General features: G+C 44.0%; 23 protein-coding genes. 15 read left to right on the top strand and 8 right to left on the bottom strand.

The annotated features are described in order from the left end of the window. Positions 1–20: 20 nt before the first annotated feature. The 3 genes from HBNXNv_RS01860 to HBNXNv_RS01850 all read right to left on the bottom strand — a co-directional run bounded on the left by HBNXNv_RS01860 (position 21) and on the right by HBNXNv_RS01850 (position 1,902). Positions 21–503, bottom strand: a complete 483-nt coding sequence (locus HBNXNv_RS01860) for a DUF192 domain-containing protein (protein ID WP_347721141.1) — start codon at positions 501–503, stop codon at positions 21–23. 70 nt (positions 504–573) lie between these two features. Beyond that, positions 574–1,179: a nitroreductase family protein gene (locus HBNXNv_RS01855; protein WP_347721140.1), complete on the bottom strand. Its 606-nt coding sequence runs from the start codon at positions 1,177–1,179 to the stop codon at positions 574–576. Next, positions 1,180–1,902 carry an endonuclease III domain-containing protein gene (locus HBNXNv_RS01850; protein WP_347721139.1) on the bottom strand — a complete coding sequence of 241 codons (723 nt, stop codon included), beginning with the start codon at positions 1,900–1,902 and terminating at the stop codon, positions 1,180–1,182. It abuts the gene before it with no gap. Positions 1,903–1,997: 95 nt separating this feature from the next. Here HBNXNv_RS01850 and HBNXNv_RS01845 point away from each other — a divergent pair, with 95 nt between their 5' ends. After that, on the top strand, positions 1,998–2,771 hold the full coding sequence (locus HBNXNv_RS01845) for a hypothetical protein (RefSeq protein WP_347721138.1): 774 nt from the start codon (positions 1,998–2,000) through the stop codon (positions 2,769–2,771). 31 nt (positions 2,772–2,802) lie between these two features. On the opposite strand, the gene HBNXNv_RS01840 is transcribed toward HBNXNv_RS01845, so the two are convergent. The 3 genes from HBNXNv_RS01840 to HBNXNv_RS01830 all read right to left on the bottom strand — a co-directional run bounded on the left by HBNXNv_RS01840 (position 2,803) and on the right by HBNXNv_RS01830 (position 3,784). Next, entirely contained in the window at positions 2,803–3,207 is a 405-nt protein-coding gene (locus tag HBNXNv_RS01840; protein ID WP_347721137.1) for a hypothetical protein, read from the bottom strand. Continuing rightward, the gene (locus HBNXNv_RS01835) at positions 3,204–3,422 is read right to left on the bottom strand and encodes a hypothetical protein (protein ID WP_347721136.1); all 219 of its coding nucleotides are present in this window, start codon (positions 3,420–3,422) and stop codon (positions 3,204–3,206) included. Before HBNXNv_RS01835 ends, HBNXNv_RS01840 begins: the two co-directional genes overlap by 4 nt. A gap of 146 nt (positions 3,423–3,568) precedes the next feature. Further along, positions 3,569–3,784 carry a hypothetical protein gene (locus HBNXNv_RS01830; protein WP_347721135.1) on the bottom strand — a complete coding sequence of 72 codons (216 nt, stop codon included), beginning with the start codon at positions 3,782–3,784 and terminating at the stop codon, positions 3,569–3,571. A gap of 256 nt (positions 3,785–4,040) precedes the next feature. Between HBNXNv_RS01830 and HBNXNv_RS01825 the strand changes: the two genes are divergently transcribed. The 5 genes from HBNXNv_RS01825 to HBNXNv_RS01805 all read left to right on the top strand — a co-directional run bounded on the left by HBNXNv_RS01825 (position 4,041) and on the right by HBNXNv_RS01805 (position 9,872). Beyond that, positions 4,041–5,456 (top strand): cryptochrome/photolyase family protein, encoded by a 1,416-nt coding sequence (locus HBNXNv_RS01825; protein ID WP_347721134.1) that lies wholly within the window; start codon positions 4,041–4,043, stop codon positions 5,454–5,456. Positions 5,457–5,507: 51 nt separating this feature from the next. Then, positions 5,508–6,020 (top strand): mechanosensitive ion channel family protein, encoded by a 513-nt coding sequence (locus tag HBNXNv_RS01820; protein ID WP_347721133.1) that lies wholly within the window; start codon positions 5,508–5,510, stop codon positions 6,018–6,020. A 66-nt stretch (positions 6,021–6,086) separates the two neighbouring features. Beyond that, complete coding sequence (locus HBNXNv_RS01815; protein ID WP_347721132.1) at positions 6,087–7,880, top strand: glutamate--tRNA ligase family protein; 1,794 nt, start codon at positions 6,087–6,089, stop codon at positions 7,878–7,880. Positions 7,881–7,964: 84 nt separating this feature from the next. Continuing rightward, positions 7,965–8,132, top strand: coding sequence for a hypothetical protein (locus HBNXNv_RS01810; protein WP_347721131.1), 168 nt, complete (start codon positions 7,965–7,967; stop codon positions 8,130–8,132). Positions 8,133–8,360: 228 nt separating this feature from the next. Then, positions 8,361–9,872: a site-specific integrase gene (locus tag HBNXNv_RS01805; RefSeq protein WP_347721130.1), complete on the top strand. Its 1,512-nt coding sequence runs from the start codon at positions 8,361–8,363 to the stop codon at positions 9,870–9,872. On the opposite strand, the gene HBNXNv_RS01800 is transcribed toward HBNXNv_RS01805, so the two are convergent. Then, a complete protein-coding gene (locus tag HBNXNv_RS01800) occupies positions 9,869–10,492 on the bottom strand; it encodes a helix-turn-helix domain-containing protein (RefSeq protein WP_347721129.1) in 624 nt (207 codons plus the stop codon). The genes HBNXNv_RS01805 and HBNXNv_RS01800 overlap by 4 nt on opposite strands. 128 nt (positions 10,493–10,620) lie before the next feature. On the opposite strand from HBNXNv_RS01800, the gene HBNXNv_RS01795 reads away from it, so the two are divergent. From HBNXNv_RS01795 to HBNXNv_RS01755, 9 genes are all read left to right on the top strand, one after another. After that, positions 10,621–10,746, top strand: coding sequence for a ribbon-helix-helix protein, CopG family (locus HBNXNv_RS01795; protein WP_347721128.1), 126 nt, complete (start codon positions 10,621–10,623; stop codon positions 10,744–10,746). Next, the gene (locus tag HBNXNv_RS01790) at positions 10,730–10,867 is read left to right on the top strand and encodes a hypothetical protein (RefSeq protein WP_347721127.1); all 138 of its coding nucleotides are present in this window, start codon (positions 10,730–10,732) and stop codon (positions 10,865–10,867) included. The genes HBNXNv_RS01795 and HBNXNv_RS01790 overlap by 17 nt, the downstream gene beginning before the upstream one ends. Next, positions 10,854–11,084 (top strand): hypothetical protein, encoded by a 231-nt coding sequence (locus tag HBNXNv_RS01785; protein WP_347721126.1) that lies wholly within the window; start codon positions 10,854–10,856, stop codon positions 11,082–11,084. Before HBNXNv_RS01790 ends, HBNXNv_RS01785 begins: the two co-directional genes overlap by 14 nt. After that, positions 11,065–11,340, top strand: coding sequence for a hypothetical protein (locus HBNXNv_RS01780; protein ID WP_347721125.1), 276 nt, complete (start codon positions 11,065–11,067; stop codon positions 11,338–11,340). The genes HBNXNv_RS01785 and HBNXNv_RS01780 overlap by 20 nt, the downstream gene beginning before the upstream one ends. Continuing rightward, complete coding sequence (locus tag HBNXNv_RS01775) at positions 11,333–11,569, top strand: hypothetical protein (protein ID WP_347721124.1); 237 nt, start codon at positions 11,333–11,335, stop codon at positions 11,567–11,569. The genes HBNXNv_RS01780 and HBNXNv_RS01775 overlap by 8 nt, the downstream gene beginning before the upstream one ends. After that, entirely contained in the window at positions 11,566–13,095 is a 1,530-nt protein-coding gene (locus HBNXNv_RS01770) for a DNA primase family protein (protein WP_347721123.1), read from the top strand. Before HBNXNv_RS01775 ends, HBNXNv_RS01770 begins: the two co-directional genes overlap by 4 nt. A 180-nt stretch (positions 13,096–13,275) precedes the next feature. Then, positions 13,276–13,554, top strand: coding sequence for a winged helix-turn-helix domain-containing protein (locus tag HBNXNv_RS01765; protein WP_347721122.1), 279 nt, complete (start codon positions 13,276–13,278; stop codon positions 13,552–13,554). 10 nt (positions 13,555–13,564) lie between these two features. After that, entirely contained in the window at positions 13,565–13,795 is a 231-nt protein-coding gene (locus tag HBNXNv_RS01760; protein WP_347721121.1) for a hypothetical protein, read from the top strand. 72 nt (positions 13,796–13,867) lie between these two features. Continuing rightward, entirely contained in the window at positions 13,868–14,161 is a 294-nt protein-coding gene (locus HBNXNv_RS01755; protein ID WP_347721120.1) for a hypothetical protein, read from the top strand. Positions 14,162–14,542: 381 nt separating this feature from the next. Here the strand turns inward: HBNXNv_RS01755 and HBNXNv_RS01750 are convergent, their stop codons facing one another. Further along, positions 14,543–17,083 (bottom strand): hypothetical protein, encoded by a 2,541-nt coding sequence (locus HBNXNv_RS01750; RefSeq protein WP_347721119.1) that lies wholly within the window; start codon positions 17,081–17,083, stop codon positions 14,543–14,545. Positions 17,084–17,231: the final 148 nt, after the last annotated feature.

Raw genomic sequence — 17,231 nt, 5'->3', positions numbered from 1 at the left:
CACACATATTTTCTTTTTAATTATTCCAACTTACTCCATTCTACAGATGAACCTTCCTCGATAGAATACTTCTCTGCAAACCCAGCATTAACCTCTATAACATACTTTGCCGGCTCATCGCTGCTATAACGCTCAAGATCCTCATCACTTGTATTCGGTTCCGGATAAGCAGTCTCAACATTGATAACATCTCTATCCTCAGTCAGAAAAATCATATCCAGCGGAATAAGAGTATTCTTCATCCAGAAAGTTCTCTGGGCCTCTTCCTCAAATTCGAAGAGCATTCCTCTCCTCTCATCCATACTCGAGACATTCATAAGGCCTTCACTCCTCTCAGTATCATTATCAGCTACCTCCAATACCGCCCACGCACTTGAAGAACCCGAAAAACTTGCATTAACAAGATCCGAGGAACCTCTCTCCCAAGATTGAGAAAACAAGAATCCAGCAGAAACCAGAACAACCACTACAAAAACAAGGCCTCCCCAAATCCTGAAATCCATACCCAACAAATACCACCTCTAAGATAAAAAACCCTGTCGAGGCCTTCGACAGATGTCAGAAAATAAAAAGTCAGCGAATCTCAAAAATTTCTTCTCCTTTTCTCCGCCAGTTCCTATCTTCTTCATTAGGATAGCCGATAGGAATCAACAGAATAGGCCTTTCAGAATCTTTCAGATCCAGTTTTTCCGATAGTTTTGGCTGGCTGAAGCCTCTGACAGGGCATGAGCCGACCCCATAATTTTTACAGGCCAGCATGAAGAACGTCGCCGGAATCATCGTGTTTCTCGTTAGCCAGCCCGTCATGAATTCTTCATCACGGGCCTTGTACCTCTCGTACATGTCTCGAAGATTTTCTGCTTTCTCTTCGTCGATTTTTCCTTCCTCCAACTTGTGATTGAGGACTTCATCGGCGTTCACATCTATTTCTTCATCTCCGACTAGAACCACGATTTTGTCGGCGTACTGGATCCATCTGTTGACCGGTATCGCAGAGTCTACGGCCTTTTCTTTCGCTTCTTCCGAGTCCAGAACGATAAATCTGTACGGCTGTAAATTGAAAGCTGTCGGAGCCTTAGTGGTTAAGTCGAAAATTTTCTCAAGTTTCCCTTCCTCTATTTCTTCATCCGTGAACTTCTTGATGGATGACCAGTTCTCCAGTGCCTCTTCAAGATCCATCTATTCCCAGGCCTCCGGAGGATACTCTTCAGGCGTTAAATCGCCTTCGATAACTTTTTCGTAGTAGCTGCAGTACTTTTTCAGCTTTGTATTTTCGCATGTAGGATTTCTGGCTGTGCAGTTGTTCTTCCCATGTTCAATCATCAGCATGTGGAAGCTGTTCTTGATCTCGTGAGGAACGGCCTCATTCAGTAATTCGTGAGCCTTCCCATTTGAAGATGAAAATGGAATCAGCCTGAATCTTTTGGCAATCCTCTCCACGTGCGTATCGACAGGCATGACGTTCGCATCGAAGTGAAAATTCAGTAAAACGCTTGCAGTCTTCGGGCCGATACCTTTGATCTCTTCAAGCCAGGCCTGCGCATCCGAATCCTCCATCTCGCCGAGAAAGTCCACAGAGTAATCCTCAGAATCTCCATGCTCCCTCAAGGCCTTCAGTGTTCTCTGTATTCTCTTGGCTTTTGTCTCTGGAAGGCCTGCTGGATTGATGGATTCTGCTAGTTTTTCTATAGAGGTCTCTTCGATTTCTTTGTAGTCTTTGAAGTCGTTGAACAGATTTTCCGCTGCTCTGGCAGTATTTGTATCTGCTACGTTCTGTGAGAGTATTGTTATGAGAAGCTGTCTGACGCCGTCGTCGTTGTCGTGCCAGTTCTGTTCTCCATACACATCTAGGAGATCCTGATGGATGTTTCTGATTCTTTCTTCCGAGTTATCGATTTCCATGTACTTGTTTCTGGGCAGATTTTGAAAAATGTGAGTTATTGATTCTAGGCCAGGGAATTGATTGAAAAAATTTTTTGCAGAATATGTTTTTGTCTATGGAACGAAGAAAACTGTTTCCTATCTGTATTTTGGTTCTGGTTGTGGCTACATCCGGCTGTATTTCAGGAGGCGATGCCAGCTTGAATAAAAACTTTGATACAGGCCATGAAGATATTAGTTTTAACTCATCTGCCGGTTCTTTACTTGATAATGCTTTTTCACAGAATTACAGTGTTTACGAGATAAGCTCCGAGTTCAAAGTTTTGATGAGGACACCAGTAGCTCCGATGAGATTAAATTTGAGTTCTGAAGGTGTTTTCAACAAATCCTACTCGAACACTACATCCATCACCAGTATCGGCTTCGGTCTCGGAGAAAGCTCCAAAGATTCACCTCAACCTGTGAAAAATATAGAAACCTATCCTGACAGAACCGAAACCGAAATTGTTAACATGGAAAATAGCTCGGAGAAAATATCTGAGTCCTTAAGCAGGAAGGAGTTAGGCCTTTCAGTATCTGCGGTCGACAGAATTAACTTTAGAAACAGTACAGTTCTTGGCACAACCGGTGAAAACAGTTCGGAAATCCTCGTTAAGATTCAGCCAGACAAAGAAGACCTCCTAGAAAATTACGCAGACATATTTGAGGTCCACGTAGTCAGCGATGATGAAGCCTCAACGGACGACGAGCAGGAGCTGTCAAGCTTTGAAGAGGCAAAGGCCTATGCATGGATCTCCAGAGGTAACGGCAAGATCAAAAGATTCTCGTACTTTGGATCAGCAGCCGAAGAAGATTTACAGGTGAGAGCCGACATAAACTTCACTTACTGACACCAGAATCCGTAACAAAACTCTCCCTTTTTCATAACTCTATTTCTTCTTTCTGGATGTCCTGAAGGATTGAGCCGTACAAAAGCGTGGTCATCAGCGTGACGAAGACTGTGATTGCGGAAATCTCTGCCATGGCCTGTGGAAATCCTGCTTCAATTGTCTGGGCGTACGTACTCATCATGAACGCCAGAACCCCTGCAAATGCGCCTGACCACCAGTTCCAGCCCTCGGTCCTCTTGAAGAAAAGCTTGACATTAAACTGGGCCTTGAACTTTTTAGAGACATAAACTGTTGCTATAAGCCCAATTACCGTAAATATGTAAATTAACGGAGTTCGGGCTATTTGATTCAACACTGTAACTACTAGAAGGGATAGAAGCCCGGCAAGTTCTATTTTACGTCTCTCTAAAATCTCTCTAAACCCGATAAAAATCATTCCTCCATTGAAGTATACGATGCCAATGCCGTAGTGAAAAAGGCAAGCACTGCTGCAAGAACTGTAGCCGCATCAACCAGCGAGTAAAGCTTTGTCACAGGCCCTACACTGATACTTAGAGTTATCCATGCTCTCAGGCCCAGATATGTTGCTACTGCCGAAAAAACTGATGCAGACAGGCCTCTGAGAATGGCCTCTTTCAGTTTTGTATTCATACATCTAAAATAAGGGCCTATGCTTTTTAATTTGCTGGAATAAATTGGATCGCTCATTATTAGATATAAAGCTCAAATTTTAGGCCTATTTTCTCATAGCGTAAAGATAAAAGAAGAGAATTTTTGTAAGGAGTCTAGGGTTTTAACTAGCTACTTATCTCCTTTATGGCAAATGCCGTTAGTAGACCTCCAGCAGCCAGGAGCCCTATCCCCTGAACTTCTACAGGCAGGATAGCTGGAATGCTAAATCCAAGATCAACTTTGGAGATTAAGGCTCCATCGTTGGTGATTAATGTCAGCGCTCCCAGAAACTCCAGTACTGCACCTACTGGAAAAAGCAACTTAGCTTGAGTTGAATCCATAAACCAAACTGTAACCCTTTCACTTATCAAAACAAGGCCAGAAATTCTGCAAAATCAATTATAAACCTTTTTCCCTATAGATACAGAGCTTTACTGCAGAAATCAAGGCCTGAAACAGCATTAGAATCAAGAAAATCAGGGAATAAGACCTCCAAAAAGAAAAACTAACGACGGCCGATCAGAAGAAAAACAGTTTGGGGATAAGGCCAGACAGGAAACAAAAAAGGACAAATAACTCAGCATTAGACCTTACAGTATGGCCTCCATCATCCTCCCAAACCAGCTCTTCCCAGAACCAGTAGATGAAGACATAAAATACCTCGTAGAGCACTCAAGATACTTCACAGACTTCAACTTCCACAGAAAAAAGCTAATACTACACCGGGCCTCAATGAAGGCCTACTCAGAGAAATTTAACGTCGAATACTTCGAATACGACCAGGATATCGCCGAGATCTTCCAGAAAGAAGATAAAATCAGGATATACAATCCTGTAGACCACAAAGCTAGGAACCAGCTGGAAGGCCTAGCGGAAAAGTTCGATGTCGAGCTAGTTTTCGAGGAGAACCCAGGTTTCATGGCCTCGATGGATTTCAACCAGAAATACTTCTCTTCACACAAGTACTTCCAGTTGAACTACTACAAACAGATGCGGAAAAAGTTCAACATACTGGTAGATGATGAAGGAAAGCCTGAAGGAGGCAAATGGAGTTTCGATCCCGAAAACAGGAAGAAAATGCCGGAAGATATTGAAAAACCGGAGATACCACAGTTTTCTTCTCAGCACGTCGAAGATGCGAAAGAATACGTGGAGGAAAACTTTCCGGAAAATCCTGGGAAAATCGAGGATTTTTTCTGGCCGGCAACACGCGAACAGGCCCTGAAAAATCTTGAAGACTTCCTTGAGAATAGATTAGAGAAGTTCGGTGACTACCAGGACGCGATTGATCCAGACCTCAAGTTCGGCTTCCACTCTCTGCTATCCTCTTCAATCAATTTAGGCCTCTTGACGCCGGAAGAAATAGTAGAGAAAACTCTACAGGCCCATGAAGAGAAAGATTACCCCATGAATTCTCTTGAAGGTTTCCTGAGACAGATCATCGGGTGGCGAGAATTCATACGGGCGATGTACGAGCTGGAGCCAGGGATGAGGGAAGCCAACTTCTGGAACGCGGATAACTCGATGCCAGAAGAGTTTTACAGCGCAAGTACAGGCCTTCCACCCGTTGATGATTCTATTCGTCACGCATTGGATGATGCATATGCTCACCACATCGAGCGGTTGATGGTTCTCGGCAACGTGATGCTACTTCTCGAGATCGATCCTGATGAAGTCTATGACTGGTTTATGGAGATGTTTATCGACTCGTATGACTGGGTGATGGTGCCGAACATCTACGGTATGAGCCAATACGCCTACGAAAACATGATGACCAAGCCCTACATCTCCTCATCAAACTACATCAACAAGATGTCTCATTACGAAGGTGGAGACTGGGAAGACCACTGGGACGGCCTCTACTGGAACTTCATCAACAAACACAGAGAAAAAATCTCAGATATTCACAGAATGAGCTTCATGACATCAACACTCGACAGAATGAACGATGAAACAGTCGAGAATCATCTAAAAAATGCCAAAGAATTCAAGAAGAAACTAGGCCTGAAATAATTTTCTGGGAAGCTGCAAAGAGTAAAAAGAAGGCAAAAGTAAATTTTCAGTATGATTGATCCTGTTGTGGTTCAGGCTGCTGTATCGGAGATTGGGATAAAAATAATCAAGGCAGGCCTTCTTCTGCTGGCGGCTGTTATTGGTATAAGAGCAGGATCGGATATTCTGAGATCTGCGGCCTCGCGGAGGTACTCGGAGCCTGTTGTAGTTGAGCTTATTGTGGATTCAGGCCGTTTCTTCATGTGGTTCTGGGCCATTCTCATGACTCTCAGCGTGCTCGGTTTCTCAGGTATTGCGGCTTCAATGGGTACTGCCTCAGGTTTTGTAGCTCTTGGTGTAGCGTTCGCGTTGAAGGATGTTATCGCTGATACCGTTGCTGGAGCATACCTGGCACAGGACTCGGACTTTAACTCCGGCGACCGCGTGATTATCGAGGGTACAGAAGGTGTTCTGGAAGATGTAGGCCTGAGGAAGACCCGGTTGAGACTTGAGAACGGAGATCTCTGGGTTGTAGATAACTCGACCGCGGAGAAGAAATGGACTCTTATCTCCGATGAAGAGTAAGGCCTTCACTAAAACTATCTTTCCATAGGGATTGAATTTATAGGAATTTTCTACGCAGTGAAAGGTATGGAACTCGAGGAGATAGCTCGTAAATATGCTTTGAAGAACGCTGTTGATCACGGCGGAGAATGCAACCCAGGAGCAGTAATTGGAAAGATTTTTGCAGAGGAAGAATTTGAAAACAAGGGAGAAGTAACGCAGAAAACACAGGAAATCTGCGCAGAAATCAACGAAATGAGCCTTGAAGAACAGGAAGAAGAGCTTGAATCCTACGAGTTCGAGGAAAAAGAAGAGGAAGAACACGACCCGATCCCAGACCTTGAAAACGCAGAAGAATACGAAGAAATAGTTGTAAGATTCGCACCAAACCCCAACGGCCCTCCACACATCGGCCACGCCCGCGGAATGACAATCAACGGAGAGCTACGGGACAAATACGAAGGCAAACTAATTCTCAGGTACGACGACACAGATCCAGTCACTAAAAGGCCTCTGAAAGAAGCATACGACATGTACGCAGAGGACTACGAATGGCTGGGCTACAAGCCTGACGAAGTCCGTTACTCATCCAAAAACTTTGATACATACATAGAATACGCGGAAAAACTTATCGAAATGGGCAAGGCCTACGTATGCCAGTGCTCACAGGAAGAAGGACACAAATACCGTGAAGAAGGAGAGGCCTGCCCACACAGAGATCAGAGCGCAGAGGAAAACATGCAGCTCTGGAAGAAAATGCGTGCAGAAAACAAAGAAGAAACAGAAGAACAGGAAGAGGAAAAAGAGGCCGACGAAGAATCGGAACCTCAAGAAGACAATGAAGATAAAGCAGATGAAGAAACTGAAGAAGAGGATCAAGAGGAAGAAAAGGCCTTCTTTGAAGAAGGAGAAGCTACCTTGAAGATCAAGACAGATATGCAGCATAAGAATCCTGCTATCAGAGACTTTGTAGCTTTCAGAATAATTGATGAGGCCGATCACCCTGTTACCGGAGATAAGTACCGTGTCTGGCCTCTTCTTGATTTCCAGGGCGCTATCGAGGATCATGTAATGGGTACAACACATATTGTACGTGGGAAAGAACTCAGGGCCTCCACAAAGCGTCAGAAATTTATCTACGACTACCTTGACTGGGATTACCCTCACATCATGTACTGGGGCAATGTCAAGATCTCAGGATTCGACGCACCTGTAAGCACATCCACGCTTACAGAAATGATGGAGGAAGGAGAACTCGACGGATGGGACGACCCAAGAGCTCCAACACTGAGAGCTCTCAGAAAAAGAGGATTCCAGCCAGAGGCCCTTCAGAACTTCTACATTGAAATGGGGGTCTCAGAGAAAGATATCGAGGCCAGCACAGAAACACTTGAATCCCACAACAGAAAGATAGTGGATCAGGAAGCCGAAAGAAGATTCTTCGTCAGAAACCCTGTAGAACTTGAGATCTCAGGAGTTCCAGAGGATGTTGAACCTCACATGGCCCGCCACCCAGACCAGGATCTGGGCACCAGAAACTTCGAACTAGACAGAGACGGAGAAAAAATCACAGTTCTTGTAGAGGAAGAAGATCTTGAGGACGGATTCCTCAGACTGAAAGGCCTCTGCAACATCGAAATAGAAGGAGAAACCGCAGAGTACCGCGAAGGAGACCACACCGAGGCCCTAGATAAAGACGCAGACATTGTACACTGGGCTCCATCCAACGCAGACGAGGCTCAGGTCCACATGCCTGACGGCGAAGTCAAAGAAGGCCGGATCGAACCATCCGAATATGATTCAAATGAGGTATACCAGTTCGAGAGATTCGGATTCGTAAGATGCGAGGAAGAAGGAATTTTCTACTTCACGCACGAGTAAAAGGCCTTTTGACCAGAAAGTAGTATCGGAGGAGAACACAAGTTCTCCTCTACAGATTTACTTAATACCCTCCTCGGTAAACGTATGGCCACGGGGGGTGGAACAATTCTGAATACAACAGTCGACAGGTTAGGCCTATGCGTTATCTGCGGAGATAGAGTTCACAGTCACGAAGACTACCTGGAAGCTACCGAAGGCTACTGTCACCAAAGCTGCGTAAACAATACCCACATAGTAGAGGCAGAGGCCTAATCACACGACAGAAAAAAACCACAAACATTTCCTTTTCCTTTCTTATTAGAGAATGAAGAAAAACTTGGGAACAAAAGCATTCAAACCCAAATGGTTTCTTGAACAGCCTTCACATACGTGAAGGATGGGAAAGCCGCCCATTGGCTCCCATGTTCAGTATCGACTTAACAGATACTCTTTTGAAGGGCTTAGTCGCTTCTAGGCTTTATAGAGGTGTAAAGCAAAACCATGCCCTTCCAAGCTCTAAAACAGACCAACCAGAAACTTCAGCAAAATCCCGAACTCTCAGAGCACAATAAAGAAGTTCTAAACGATTTCTTCCGCAAGAGAAAATCAACAGACGTAGGAGGCGAAACCCTGCAAAGGAATGCTTCCTGCTTCAATAGTCTAGCAGAACATATAGATTTTAAACTAGACAAAGCCAAATATAAGGACCTAGAGGCCTTAGTAGGCAAGATAAACCAAGATGAAGTAAGGAAGAACGATGGAGAGAAATATAGCGACTACAGCAAAGAGAAACTGATGGAGACTATTAGCGTGTTCTACAATAGTTTCATCAAGAAAGAAGGACGCGGATATGTTGAAGATATTGACGGCGAGGAACTCCTGGAAGATCTCGAAGTACACACCAATATCACGCACAATATCGATACAGATACCAGACCAACGCCTGAGCACGTAATAAAAGTTTCCGAAGCAGCAAACAGTCTGCGCGATCAAGCAATGGTTGTGTTTGGCTGGGCCACGGGTGCAAGAATAGGTGAGCTAGCGAAGACCTCTGACACGCACAAGTACCCGGAGCCTCTTAGCTGGAACCAGATCAAGTTCAAGGACCAGGAGATGCACGTAACTCTCAGAGGTAAGTCAGGAGAGAGGACAGTTCCTGTCCGTGTAGGGATGCCTCTGATGAAGAAACTGTACGAAGAAACAAATCCTGACATGTCAGATCCTGTTTTCAGGCATCAGAACCCAAGAAATTTCTGCCCCAACTGTGGGGACCAGCTTAATGCGAAAAGTAGATCCAGAAACTATAGTGAAAGACGGTATGAATGTGAGAGCTGCACCTGGCAAGGGAAGAATTCTGAAGCAGTGAAGAAGTACAAACCCCTGGATGATGACGCCATGAGAAGGGCCTTGCAGAGATGTATAGACAGGTCAGACATACCAGAGAGGATAACGAAAAAGCCACACTGGTTCTGGAGAGACGGAAGAGCGCTGTATTGGGCATCGAAGGATAAAAACGAGAACTTCTTGAGAGGGTTTTTCGGATGGAGCAAGAATAGCGATGCTCCGAAATACTATATCGAGCTCATGCAGGAGAGCCTCCTAGCAGGAGTGAGAGAGGATTATGGAGAAAACCTAAATAAATCAGAAAAGAAATTCAGTAGAGATAACCTTAAACCCTACGACTGTCCAGAGTGCGGAGAGTACGCCTCTCCTCTATGGAGTTACTGCAAGAACTGTGAAGGAGAACTTGAAAACAGTTTAAAGGCTCACAACAGCCCTGATGAAGTAATGGAAGCGGCTTTGGAGGATATTGCTAGCCAAAACAGCATGAAGAATATAGAAAATCCTGCAAAGAATGCTGACACAGTTTCAGAAATGAACAAGACAACACACGAAGTAAAGAGCGAAGTTATAGAGACGTTGACAGAGGAGTTTGGGTTAAATGAAGAACAGATAGAGGAGAGTATCCGCGATAGTACTCGAAAACGTATGAAAGAGAAAGGCTTCCTTTAATTCTCTTTCTCCAAATCTGAGAAAAATTTAAAGTCCCCAATCTGCTCTTCAGATTCTCTTGTTTTTTCAATAGCCGCTATCATAGGTCCTTTTCCGACTTTTTCTGTCTTTCGAAGTATATCCATTAGATGGCAAAAAGTAGATAGCCACTGTTCTGAATTGGTAGGATACGGTTGTAGAGACGTCCAGAAGTCGTCATATAACATGTCCTGAAGATTTCCTTCCTCATTTACCTCTAAGTAGCCTGCAGTATATGATGATACCAGAACACCTACGTTATTTTCTATATCTTCGATATGTTTTTGGGCCTTATCGCTTTGCACTGCTCTCTTTAGGCTAGAAACTGTTTCCTTATCTAAATCTTCAAGCCATAACTGCTTCCAAGTGTTAAAGATTCCTTCTGGAGAAATAGAATAGTATCTTTTCTTCCCTTCCTCTTTGCTCTTTTCTACTATTTTTCTCTTTCTTAGGCCTTTCATATAATTGTTTACAGATTGGTAAGAAGTATCAAGATCTTCTGCTATCTCTGTAGGGTATGCTTGGCCTTTCCTATTAATAGAACGCAAAATTTTATACGCCAGAAGAGACGTCATTACTTCTTCCTCATAGTCCCTGACCATATGCAATCAAGGATGATGGGAAGATTTAAAACATATCGCAATCAACCTTGATTACATGAACAGAGAAGATTGTGTAAACACTCGTGATTACAAAACGTTTATAAGGCCTCTATATAGGGGTGGTAGTGATGAATAGATGGACATTTTCGGTGCCAGAAGAGCTGAAAGAGCACATAGAAGAAGAATCCGAAAAAACCGGTAGAAGCCAGGCAGAGATTGTCAGGTCATGCCTTGCAGATGGACTGTGTGATTAGCATGGATGTCGACAAAATTATAGAAGACGAAATTTCGAAGATAAAAGAAGAAAAATCAGAAAACACTGGAGTCACCAGCTCCAGCAAGCAAAGCAATACCTCTAACAATGTATCAGCTTAAGCGAAATATAAATTCTTCTGTCAAAGAAACTGTAAAATCAGAGGACAGAGACAAAGCACAAGCCTCCTTCTTTCTTTTCAAGGATCAAGTAGAGTCTCTAGATAATTTCGAAGAAGAATTAAGCCGTTCAGAAGTAATGAGAGAACTTCTAGACGGTAATATAGATGTAGAAGAACTAGAAAGTCCTGAAAGCAAAGGTGAAAGACGTGAGACTTAGAGAAAGAGGAGTAACAGAGATAGACAAGGAAGACATACGGAGCAGACTCGAAAGAAAGAGGAAAACCGGCCGGAAGCTCATTGAGATAGACTTCGACCGTTTTGATGGGCGAGTAGAAGGCAGGCTGTTCATCCTCGAAGGAACACCACCGAAAGGATATGCGCTCTACATCCCGGCGAAATACCAGCTCAATATTTACGACCTAACAGGAGAGAGAACCAGGATACTCGAAGAGGTGAACCTAGTAAGTGATTAAGCAAGTTCTACACTACCCTGAAGAGATAGTAACTTTCTCTACCATTCAAGACTGGAACAAAGAGCTATCAGAAAAGCAGAAAAGGCAGTTAGGCGACTACCTAACTCTGAAGGAGGCTGTAGAATCTGAATGGTCTGATTATGACAGGAAAAAGTTTCTCCAGGCCAAAAGAGTTCTCGCCTCACAAAAAGCAGTAATTACAGAGCCACCACAGAAGGTGATTCAATGACTGTAGAAAGCCCAGTAACATACTACGCCAGAGAAATAGAGAAGGCCGGGAACGAAAATATCGCAGAGACAATCAGAAACGCGGATGAAAGCCAACTTACAGATGAAAACTTCATCTCAGCATTGAAGAGCAGCAATCCAGAAATCAAAAGTCATCTGGAAGCATTGAAAGAAGATCTTGAGGAAGAATCAGGCCCGAAGAGTTTCCCAATGCAAGAGCACGCAGGAGCAGAACTAACAGAGAAAGCTCAGGCCTACGCAGATTTCCTAGTAGAGGAAAGAAATATCAGGCCTGTAGTTATCGACTCCAAGACTCTTTTCTATAAGTACGACCAGGAGACACGCAGATGGGAAGAAGTAGACTTCGAGCTAATCAAGAAACAGGCCAACAAAGAGATGGGCAAGGACTACACGAACCACTTCCTCAGACAGTTCAAGCAATCCTTCAAAGACCACCACAAATACACCGAATTCAAGGAAATGGGTTTAGACCGGAAAAAGATACTCCTCAAAGACGGGAATATCCTGGATCTAGAGACTAAAGAAACAAGGCCTGCCAACAAGGAAGATCTAGCACTAAACAGCATCAACGCCGTCTACAACCCTGACGCAGAACCAGACAGAATCAAGGAATTTATAGAGAAAACAATCGACACAGAAGAAGGAGTAAAAGTAATCCAAGAATTTCTAGGATACTGCCTTACATGGCCTTCAGACAAGTTCGAGAAGGCCTTACTTATCCTGGGATATACTGATACAGGAAAGTCAACACTCCTGAAAACTATTGAGCAACTCTTTGAAGGCAGCAATACAACCAGCATGAGCTTCCCACAGCTCGGTATGGATCGAGCATTCCACATCGACAAACTCAGAGATTCCCTAGTCAACTTCGACATGGATATGGACGACAAAGAAATCAGAAGGAAATCACGAGTAAAGAAAGCAATAAGCAAAGAACCACTACACGCCGATCCTAAAGGCGAGAAAGGCTACGAGTTCCAACCAAAAACCAACTTCATGATAGCAAGCAACAACGCGCCAGACGACAGCTCAGCAACAGACGCATACTACAACAGATTCAAGACAGTCATGGCAACAACCAGGATAGATCCAGAAGACAAGGAAAGAAACCTAGTAGAAAAACTTACTACCGAAAAAAACATGTCCTGGCTTCTTAACTGGGCTATCGAAGGTCTGGAAAGATTAGAAGAACAAAACAGGTTTTCCAAAGAAATGACAGAGTACGAAATAAAGAAAGCCTGGGACAAGTTCGGAACATCAACTCAGCGGTTTATCTCAGATCAGATAAGAGTAAAAACTGAAGATGCGAAGAATATCAGAACTTCAGACGTCTACGAGGCCTATGAACTATGGTGTGAGAAAAAACTAGAAACTCCAGTACCTAGAAACCAGTTTGTGAGCCAAGCTGCTTCTCATCCTGATATGCGGAAAGAGAAAGCTATGGTAGAGAACGGGGGAAGAGCTATGTGCTTCATGAATATCGAGGTGAAGGACTATGCGATTTAATGTGTCAGGCATGTCGGGGGGTTTCCTACCCTATGCGTGTTATGATAACACACAAAGGGGTAATACCCCATCGACAGCCTTGACATTTCTTTATCGAACCACAGCGAATCAACCGGTTAGAAAGAGTACAGAATCGCTTGATAGAACAATTAGAGAGTGTTTAGAAAGAGGCGGTGTTGTATGCCTGAGGTAGACCAGTCGGAAGATTACGACAGAATCAGGAGAAAAGTAGGCGGCAAGACTACGAAACAGACTCTGGACCTGCTGCAGAACCAGGATCATATCGGCAGCATGAAAGACGAACTAGATGTAGCGCATCAAACAGTTCTCTATCATGTAGAAAAGCTACAAGCTGAAGGCCTCGTAGAGAATACTGGAGAGGAAGAAGGCCGTACATACTACAAAATCACAGAGAAAGGTCGTGTAGTCCTTGACGGGATGAACGTGCCTGCTTACTGAGGTATTACTCATGTCAGAAGAACCAGAAGATGTCAATGAGATTGTAGACCAAGAAAAGCTTGTTGATATAGTGGAGACGCTTCGAGACAAGCTCTACTATGATTACAAAATCAGAAGAAAGAAAGACCTAGATCTAGTGCTGGAGGAACTGCAGCAAACCATCAACAGAGATTACCAGATACAGATGCAGTCAGATGAATCTGCTGTAGGACTCGAAGACAAGAACCACTGGTACAGATAAACAACAGAAGGCTGAAATAATGAGCAATTCTACAATAAATGCAGTAGTGTTTAACTACAAGGTGATGCGGTAGTGTCAGAATTAGGTTTGAATCCTGGAGAAAAACTTTGGAATAGAATAGCCGATAAAATCTATCACGATCACAAAAGATTGTGGGTGAAGCCTACGAACATTACCAGCGACCCGGAAGAGTTGAGACAAATTCAAAAGCACATGAAGACTCTTGAAGATAAACGTTTAGCGGCTGATCGATCTGAAGCTGCTTGGAAGCTGTTGAGCGAAGATATTGATGACTACAAAGAGGCTCTGAATGTGGACATGGTGTCGCCTTTATTCGAAAGACAGGGAGACGATGACGGCAGGTAGAGGGAGGAGTGTTGATAATCTATACCTGTTATAGATAGACTGTGTTAGTCGATGGATCGAACCTGACTACTAGGTTCGTTCGTCACCGCCCCCTGCCCCTCCCCTCTTCTCTATATAATAGCTATGAGGAGGTCTTTGTACGTGCGGGACACACGAAGGAGCAGCTTCCGACAAGAAATTATTAACTTTGAACTAAGCAATTACTCTGTCAATCTCATAGAAAGACAGGAACTCTATCTTAGTTTCCACTAGTTTTAAGCCGGATCTATACAGGGGCGCATCTGGTTATGAAAGCGTCCACCGATCTTTGGCAGAAATGGAATGCTTCTTACGCTTCTAAAAACAAGCAGTCAGTATATGACTGGGGGAGAGATTAGCTTTCTACAAAATATTTTCTTCATCTTTCTTTGTAGAGTCCTCTACTACAGGTCTAAGGTTGAGAGGGTTCTGTGCTGCAGATCTTCCTGGAGCTTCCTCTGCTGTGATACCGAGTACTTCTGCGCCTACACTGCCTCTATACTTTGTTTTCTTTTTCCCTCCAAGTAATCTGGAAAACAATCTTTTGTCGTCATCGTCATCCCCTTCTAGGTTAAGATCTCTACGCTTGTTTCCATCTCCTTCTCTGAAGTTTGTATCTGTATTGGTTAGACCTCTCACTAATATGGAGTCTGTTTCCTGGCTCGAATCTAGATTGGTGTCAAAGTCTTGACCCTGCCCCACATCTTGCCCTACATCTAAAGCATTTTTGTTCGCTACATCAGGCTTGCCTCTAGTTTTATCATCTTCTAAAATCTTGTCTCTGCCCTTCTGCTGGCTATCTTCTTTGTCTACAAGGCCGAAAGTATCCTGGTCTTGACCTTGAGATAAAGAGCTTCCAGCCTCGCCCAGTACATTGGTTCCTACAGCTGCCTCGGTAGGCCCGAAAACACTATCAGCACCAGTATCTTCAAAACTAGCAGCATCTTTTACGTTCTCCTCAAAGGCTTTCTGGTTTACAGCGTCAGTTCCTATCCCGGTTCTGTCTTCCTGCTTGTTACTTGATTCTATCTTCAGTTTTTGGGGGCCTGAATCACTATCAGATTGCCCGTCAGAATCCCTGTCAATTACGTTACCTACCTCACTCCTGTCGCTGTCTTGATCGTCAAAGATTGACTCTATAGAATCCTGCAGCTTCTCAGCATCGAAATCAGTGCTCTCACCATCTATATCTGCAGTTTTTACGTCTTCATCTTCAAACAGGCCTCTGTTAATTACAGGTCCTTTGCTTCCTATGCTGCTTTTCGAGTTATCGGTACCCGTAACACTTTTAGATTGCAGCAGGTCTGCATCAGTTCCAGGACTTGAGAATCTCTGTGATTCATCTCTGAAGATAAAGTCTTCTCCCGCTACAGTACCCTCTCCAACCGAGTCCGTCTTTACTATTTTTTCATCCCCTCTTGGACCTACCCCTTCAACAACATCCTGTGAACTATCAGTAACTTCTGTCTGGAAGTCATACAGTTTTTTAGTAGGTTTCTGCTTGCTTTGATCGACTAATTCTCCGTTCTCGCTGATAATAAGTGATTCACTTGCTACAAGACCCTCGCTTTCTCCATCACTACCCCGGCCTTGAGACGCAGTTCTTCCTACTACAATAAACTCTCTGCCATTCTGTTGTACTTTTGTCATCAAGTAATCCTGCTTTTCGGCGTAAGTGTTTTCTCCATCTCCTTCAACCACTAGACGTCTCCCTGAACCTGCTGGACCCTTGGTTCCAGATAAATCCATTTGAGATAATGCTTTCTGAGCTTCAGGACTCAGCTGATCGGGTTTGCTCTGGAATGTTTCCTGTATCTCTGCTTCGACAGTAGCATCGTCACCAGGCCTTACAGGATTTTTCACAAGATCTGTCAGGCCTTCGTCAGTAGTTACTCCTCTGAGACTTCCTTTTCTTGCTAGGCTACTTGCTCCAGCCCCTGCAACAAGGTTTAGTATACCTGCCTGGCTTTCAAAGTATTCTTTGCTTCCTGTATTCCTAGAAAGACCTTCAAGGTTCGGGCCTGCACGTTTAGTTCCTTGATAAAGCTTTGAAGCTGTGCCTGACGGGTTTTGGCTTGCAGCCACTGTTGTCTGAAAGATACTTGGTACGGTGTTGAATAGCTGGGCTCCGGCAGCTGTTATAGTTCCTGCGCCTTTGGCATAGGTTTCTTCCATTTCTCCAGGTAGGTCGAGGTTTGAAACAGATTCATAGGTGTTCTGGCCAGTCTGTCCTGGATCAATCATTACGTCTTGAGCGCCTTGAATCAGGCTTTTTGCGGTTACATCTTCTGCAGTCTGATCCTGGTTTAGATAGCTTTGTCCTTTTAGGTTTGTGCCTGAGCCATATTCTCGGTCTACCACTGTTTGTTCTGGCGATCTGTATTCTTCGTTAGAGATCTGTGCGGGAGGAATGTTTCCTGTGCCTAAGCGCGTTACAGTCTGCGGTCCAAGAGCCGAAGGATTTTCCAGGTTCATATCTGCTTCTTCACTGTCGATTACGTTTCTTTGCCTCTGCAGTTCATCGACTAAAGGGTTTTCGGAGCTGCTACCTTTCTTCTTTTTCTTATCTTTCTTCTTGCTGCTCTGACCGTAATTTTTTACGAACTCTTCTTCAGGAGTAGCATTGTCAGAGCTGTCTGTTGAGTTATCTGTGCTGTCGTTGACAGAATCTAGGTCATCGCTTCCGAAGCTACCATCTCCGCTAGGACCGTAGTCGTCCAAGAAATCTTCTGTTGCTTCAGAAGTATTGTCAGAGCTGTCGCTGCTGGAATTATCTGTAGAAGTATCATTATTGTATCTGTCTACAAATTCTTCTTCAGCTGATTGCTGCTCTTCCTCTACCTGTTCTTTCTGCTCATCTATATTATTCTGATCGCCTGGAGTCAACCTGTCGTATAATCCCATCTTTCTTCGATACAACACCTATATAGAGGCCTGTTAAACTTTTTGGTTCCTACAGGCACCCACAAATAGAATAAGAAAGTATGAATAGAGGAGAACCTATATTACCTGCAATACAGAATTGTTTCTGCCTACATCTTCGGGCCTAACC

The sequence above is a fragment of the Candidatus Nanohalovita haloferacivicina genome (genome assembly GCF_029232205.1).
Classification (GTDB): domain Archaea; phylum Nanohalarchaeota; class Nanosalinia; order Nanosalinales; family Nanosalinaceae; genus Nanohalovita; species Nanohalovita haloferacivicina.
The sequence above is the reverse complement of the archived record's forward strand: the minus strand, read 5'-3'. Positions and strand labels throughout refer to the sequence as shown.

What these genes read in the sequence shown, in the direction of transcription:
- HBNXNv_RS01860 (WP_347721141.1), bottom strand. Translation starts at nt 503, where the DNA reads ATGGATTTCAGGATTTGGGGAGGCCTTGTTTTTGTAGTGGTTGTTCTG.
- HBNXNv_RS01855 (WP_347721140.1), bottom strand. Translation starts at nt 1,179, where the DNA reads ATGGATCTTGAAGAGGCACTGGAGAACTGGTCATCCATCAAGAAGTTC.
- HBNXNv_RS01850 (WP_347721139.1), bottom strand. Translation starts at nt 1,902, where the DNA reads ATGGAAATCGATAACTCGGAAGAAAGAATCAGAAACATCCATCAGGAT.
- HBNXNv_RS01845 (WP_347721138.1), top strand. Translation starts at nt 1,998, where the DNA reads ATGGAACGAAGAAAACTGTTTCCTATCTGTATTTTGGTTCTGGTTGTG.
- HBNXNv_RS01840 (WP_347721137.1), bottom strand. Translation starts at nt 3,207, where the DNA reads ATGATTTTTATCGGGTTTAGAGAGATTTTAGAGAGACGTAAAATAGAA.
- HBNXNv_RS01835 (WP_347721136.1), bottom strand. Translation starts at nt 3,422, where the DNA reads ATGAATACAAAACTGAAAGAGGCCATTCTCAGAGGCCTGTCTGCATCA.
- HBNXNv_RS01830 (WP_347721135.1), bottom strand. Translation starts at nt 3,784, where the DNA reads ATGGATTCAACTCAAGCTAAGTTGCTTTTTCCAGTAGGTGCAGTACTG.
- HBNXNv_RS01825 (WP_347721134.1), top strand. Translation starts at nt 4,041, where the DNA reads ATGGCCTCCATCATCCTCCCAAACCAGCTCTTCCCAGAACCAGTAGAT.
- HBNXNv_RS01820 (WP_347721133.1), top strand. Translation starts at nt 5,508, where the DNA reads ATGATTGATCCTGTTGTGGTTCAGGCTGCTGTATCGGAGATTGGGATA.
- HBNXNv_RS01815 (WP_347721132.1), top strand. Translation starts at nt 6,087, where the DNA reads ATGGAACTCGAGGAGATAGCTCGTAAATATGCTTTGAAGAACGCTGTT.
- HBNXNv_RS01810 (WP_347721131.1), top strand. Translation starts at nt 7,965, where the DNA reads ATGGCCACGGGGGGTGGAACAATTCTGAATACAACAGTCGACAGGTTA.
- HBNXNv_RS01805 (WP_347721130.1), top strand. Translation starts at nt 8,361, where the DNA reads ATGCCCTTCCAAGCTCTAAAACAGACCAACCAGAAACTTCAGCAAAAT.
- HBNXNv_RS01800 (WP_347721129.1), bottom strand. Translation starts at nt 10,492, where the DNA reads ATGGTCAGGGACTATGAGGAAGAAGTAATGACGTCTCTTCTGGCGTAT.
- HBNXNv_RS01795 (WP_347721128.1), top strand. Translation starts at nt 10,621, where the DNA reads ATGAATAGATGGACATTTTCGGTGCCAGAAGAGCTGAAAGAGCACATA.
- HBNXNv_RS01790 (WP_347721127.1), top strand. Translation starts at nt 10,730, where the DNA reads ATGGACTGTGTGATTAGCATGGATGTCGACAAAATTATAGAAGACGAA.
- HBNXNv_RS01785 (WP_347721126.1), top strand. Translation starts at nt 10,854, where the DNA reads ATGTATCAGCTTAAGCGAAATATAAATTCTTCTGTCAAAGAAACTGTA.
- HBNXNv_RS01770 (WP_347721123.1), top strand. Translation starts at nt 11,566, where the DNA reads ATGACTGTAGAAAGCCCAGTAACATACTACGCCAGAGAAATAGAGAAG.
- HBNXNv_RS01765 (WP_347721122.1), top strand. Translation starts at nt 13,276, where the DNA reads ATGCCTGAGGTAGACCAGTCGGAAGATTACGACAGAATCAGGAGAAAA.
- HBNXNv_RS01760 (WP_347721121.1), top strand. Translation starts at nt 13,565, where the DNA reads ATGTCAGAAGAACCAGAAGATGTCAATGAGATTGTAGACCAAGAAAAG.
- HBNXNv_RS01750 (WP_347721119.1), bottom strand. Translation starts at nt 17,083, where the DNA reads ATGGGATTATACGACAGGTTGACTCCAGGCGATCAGAATAATATAGAT.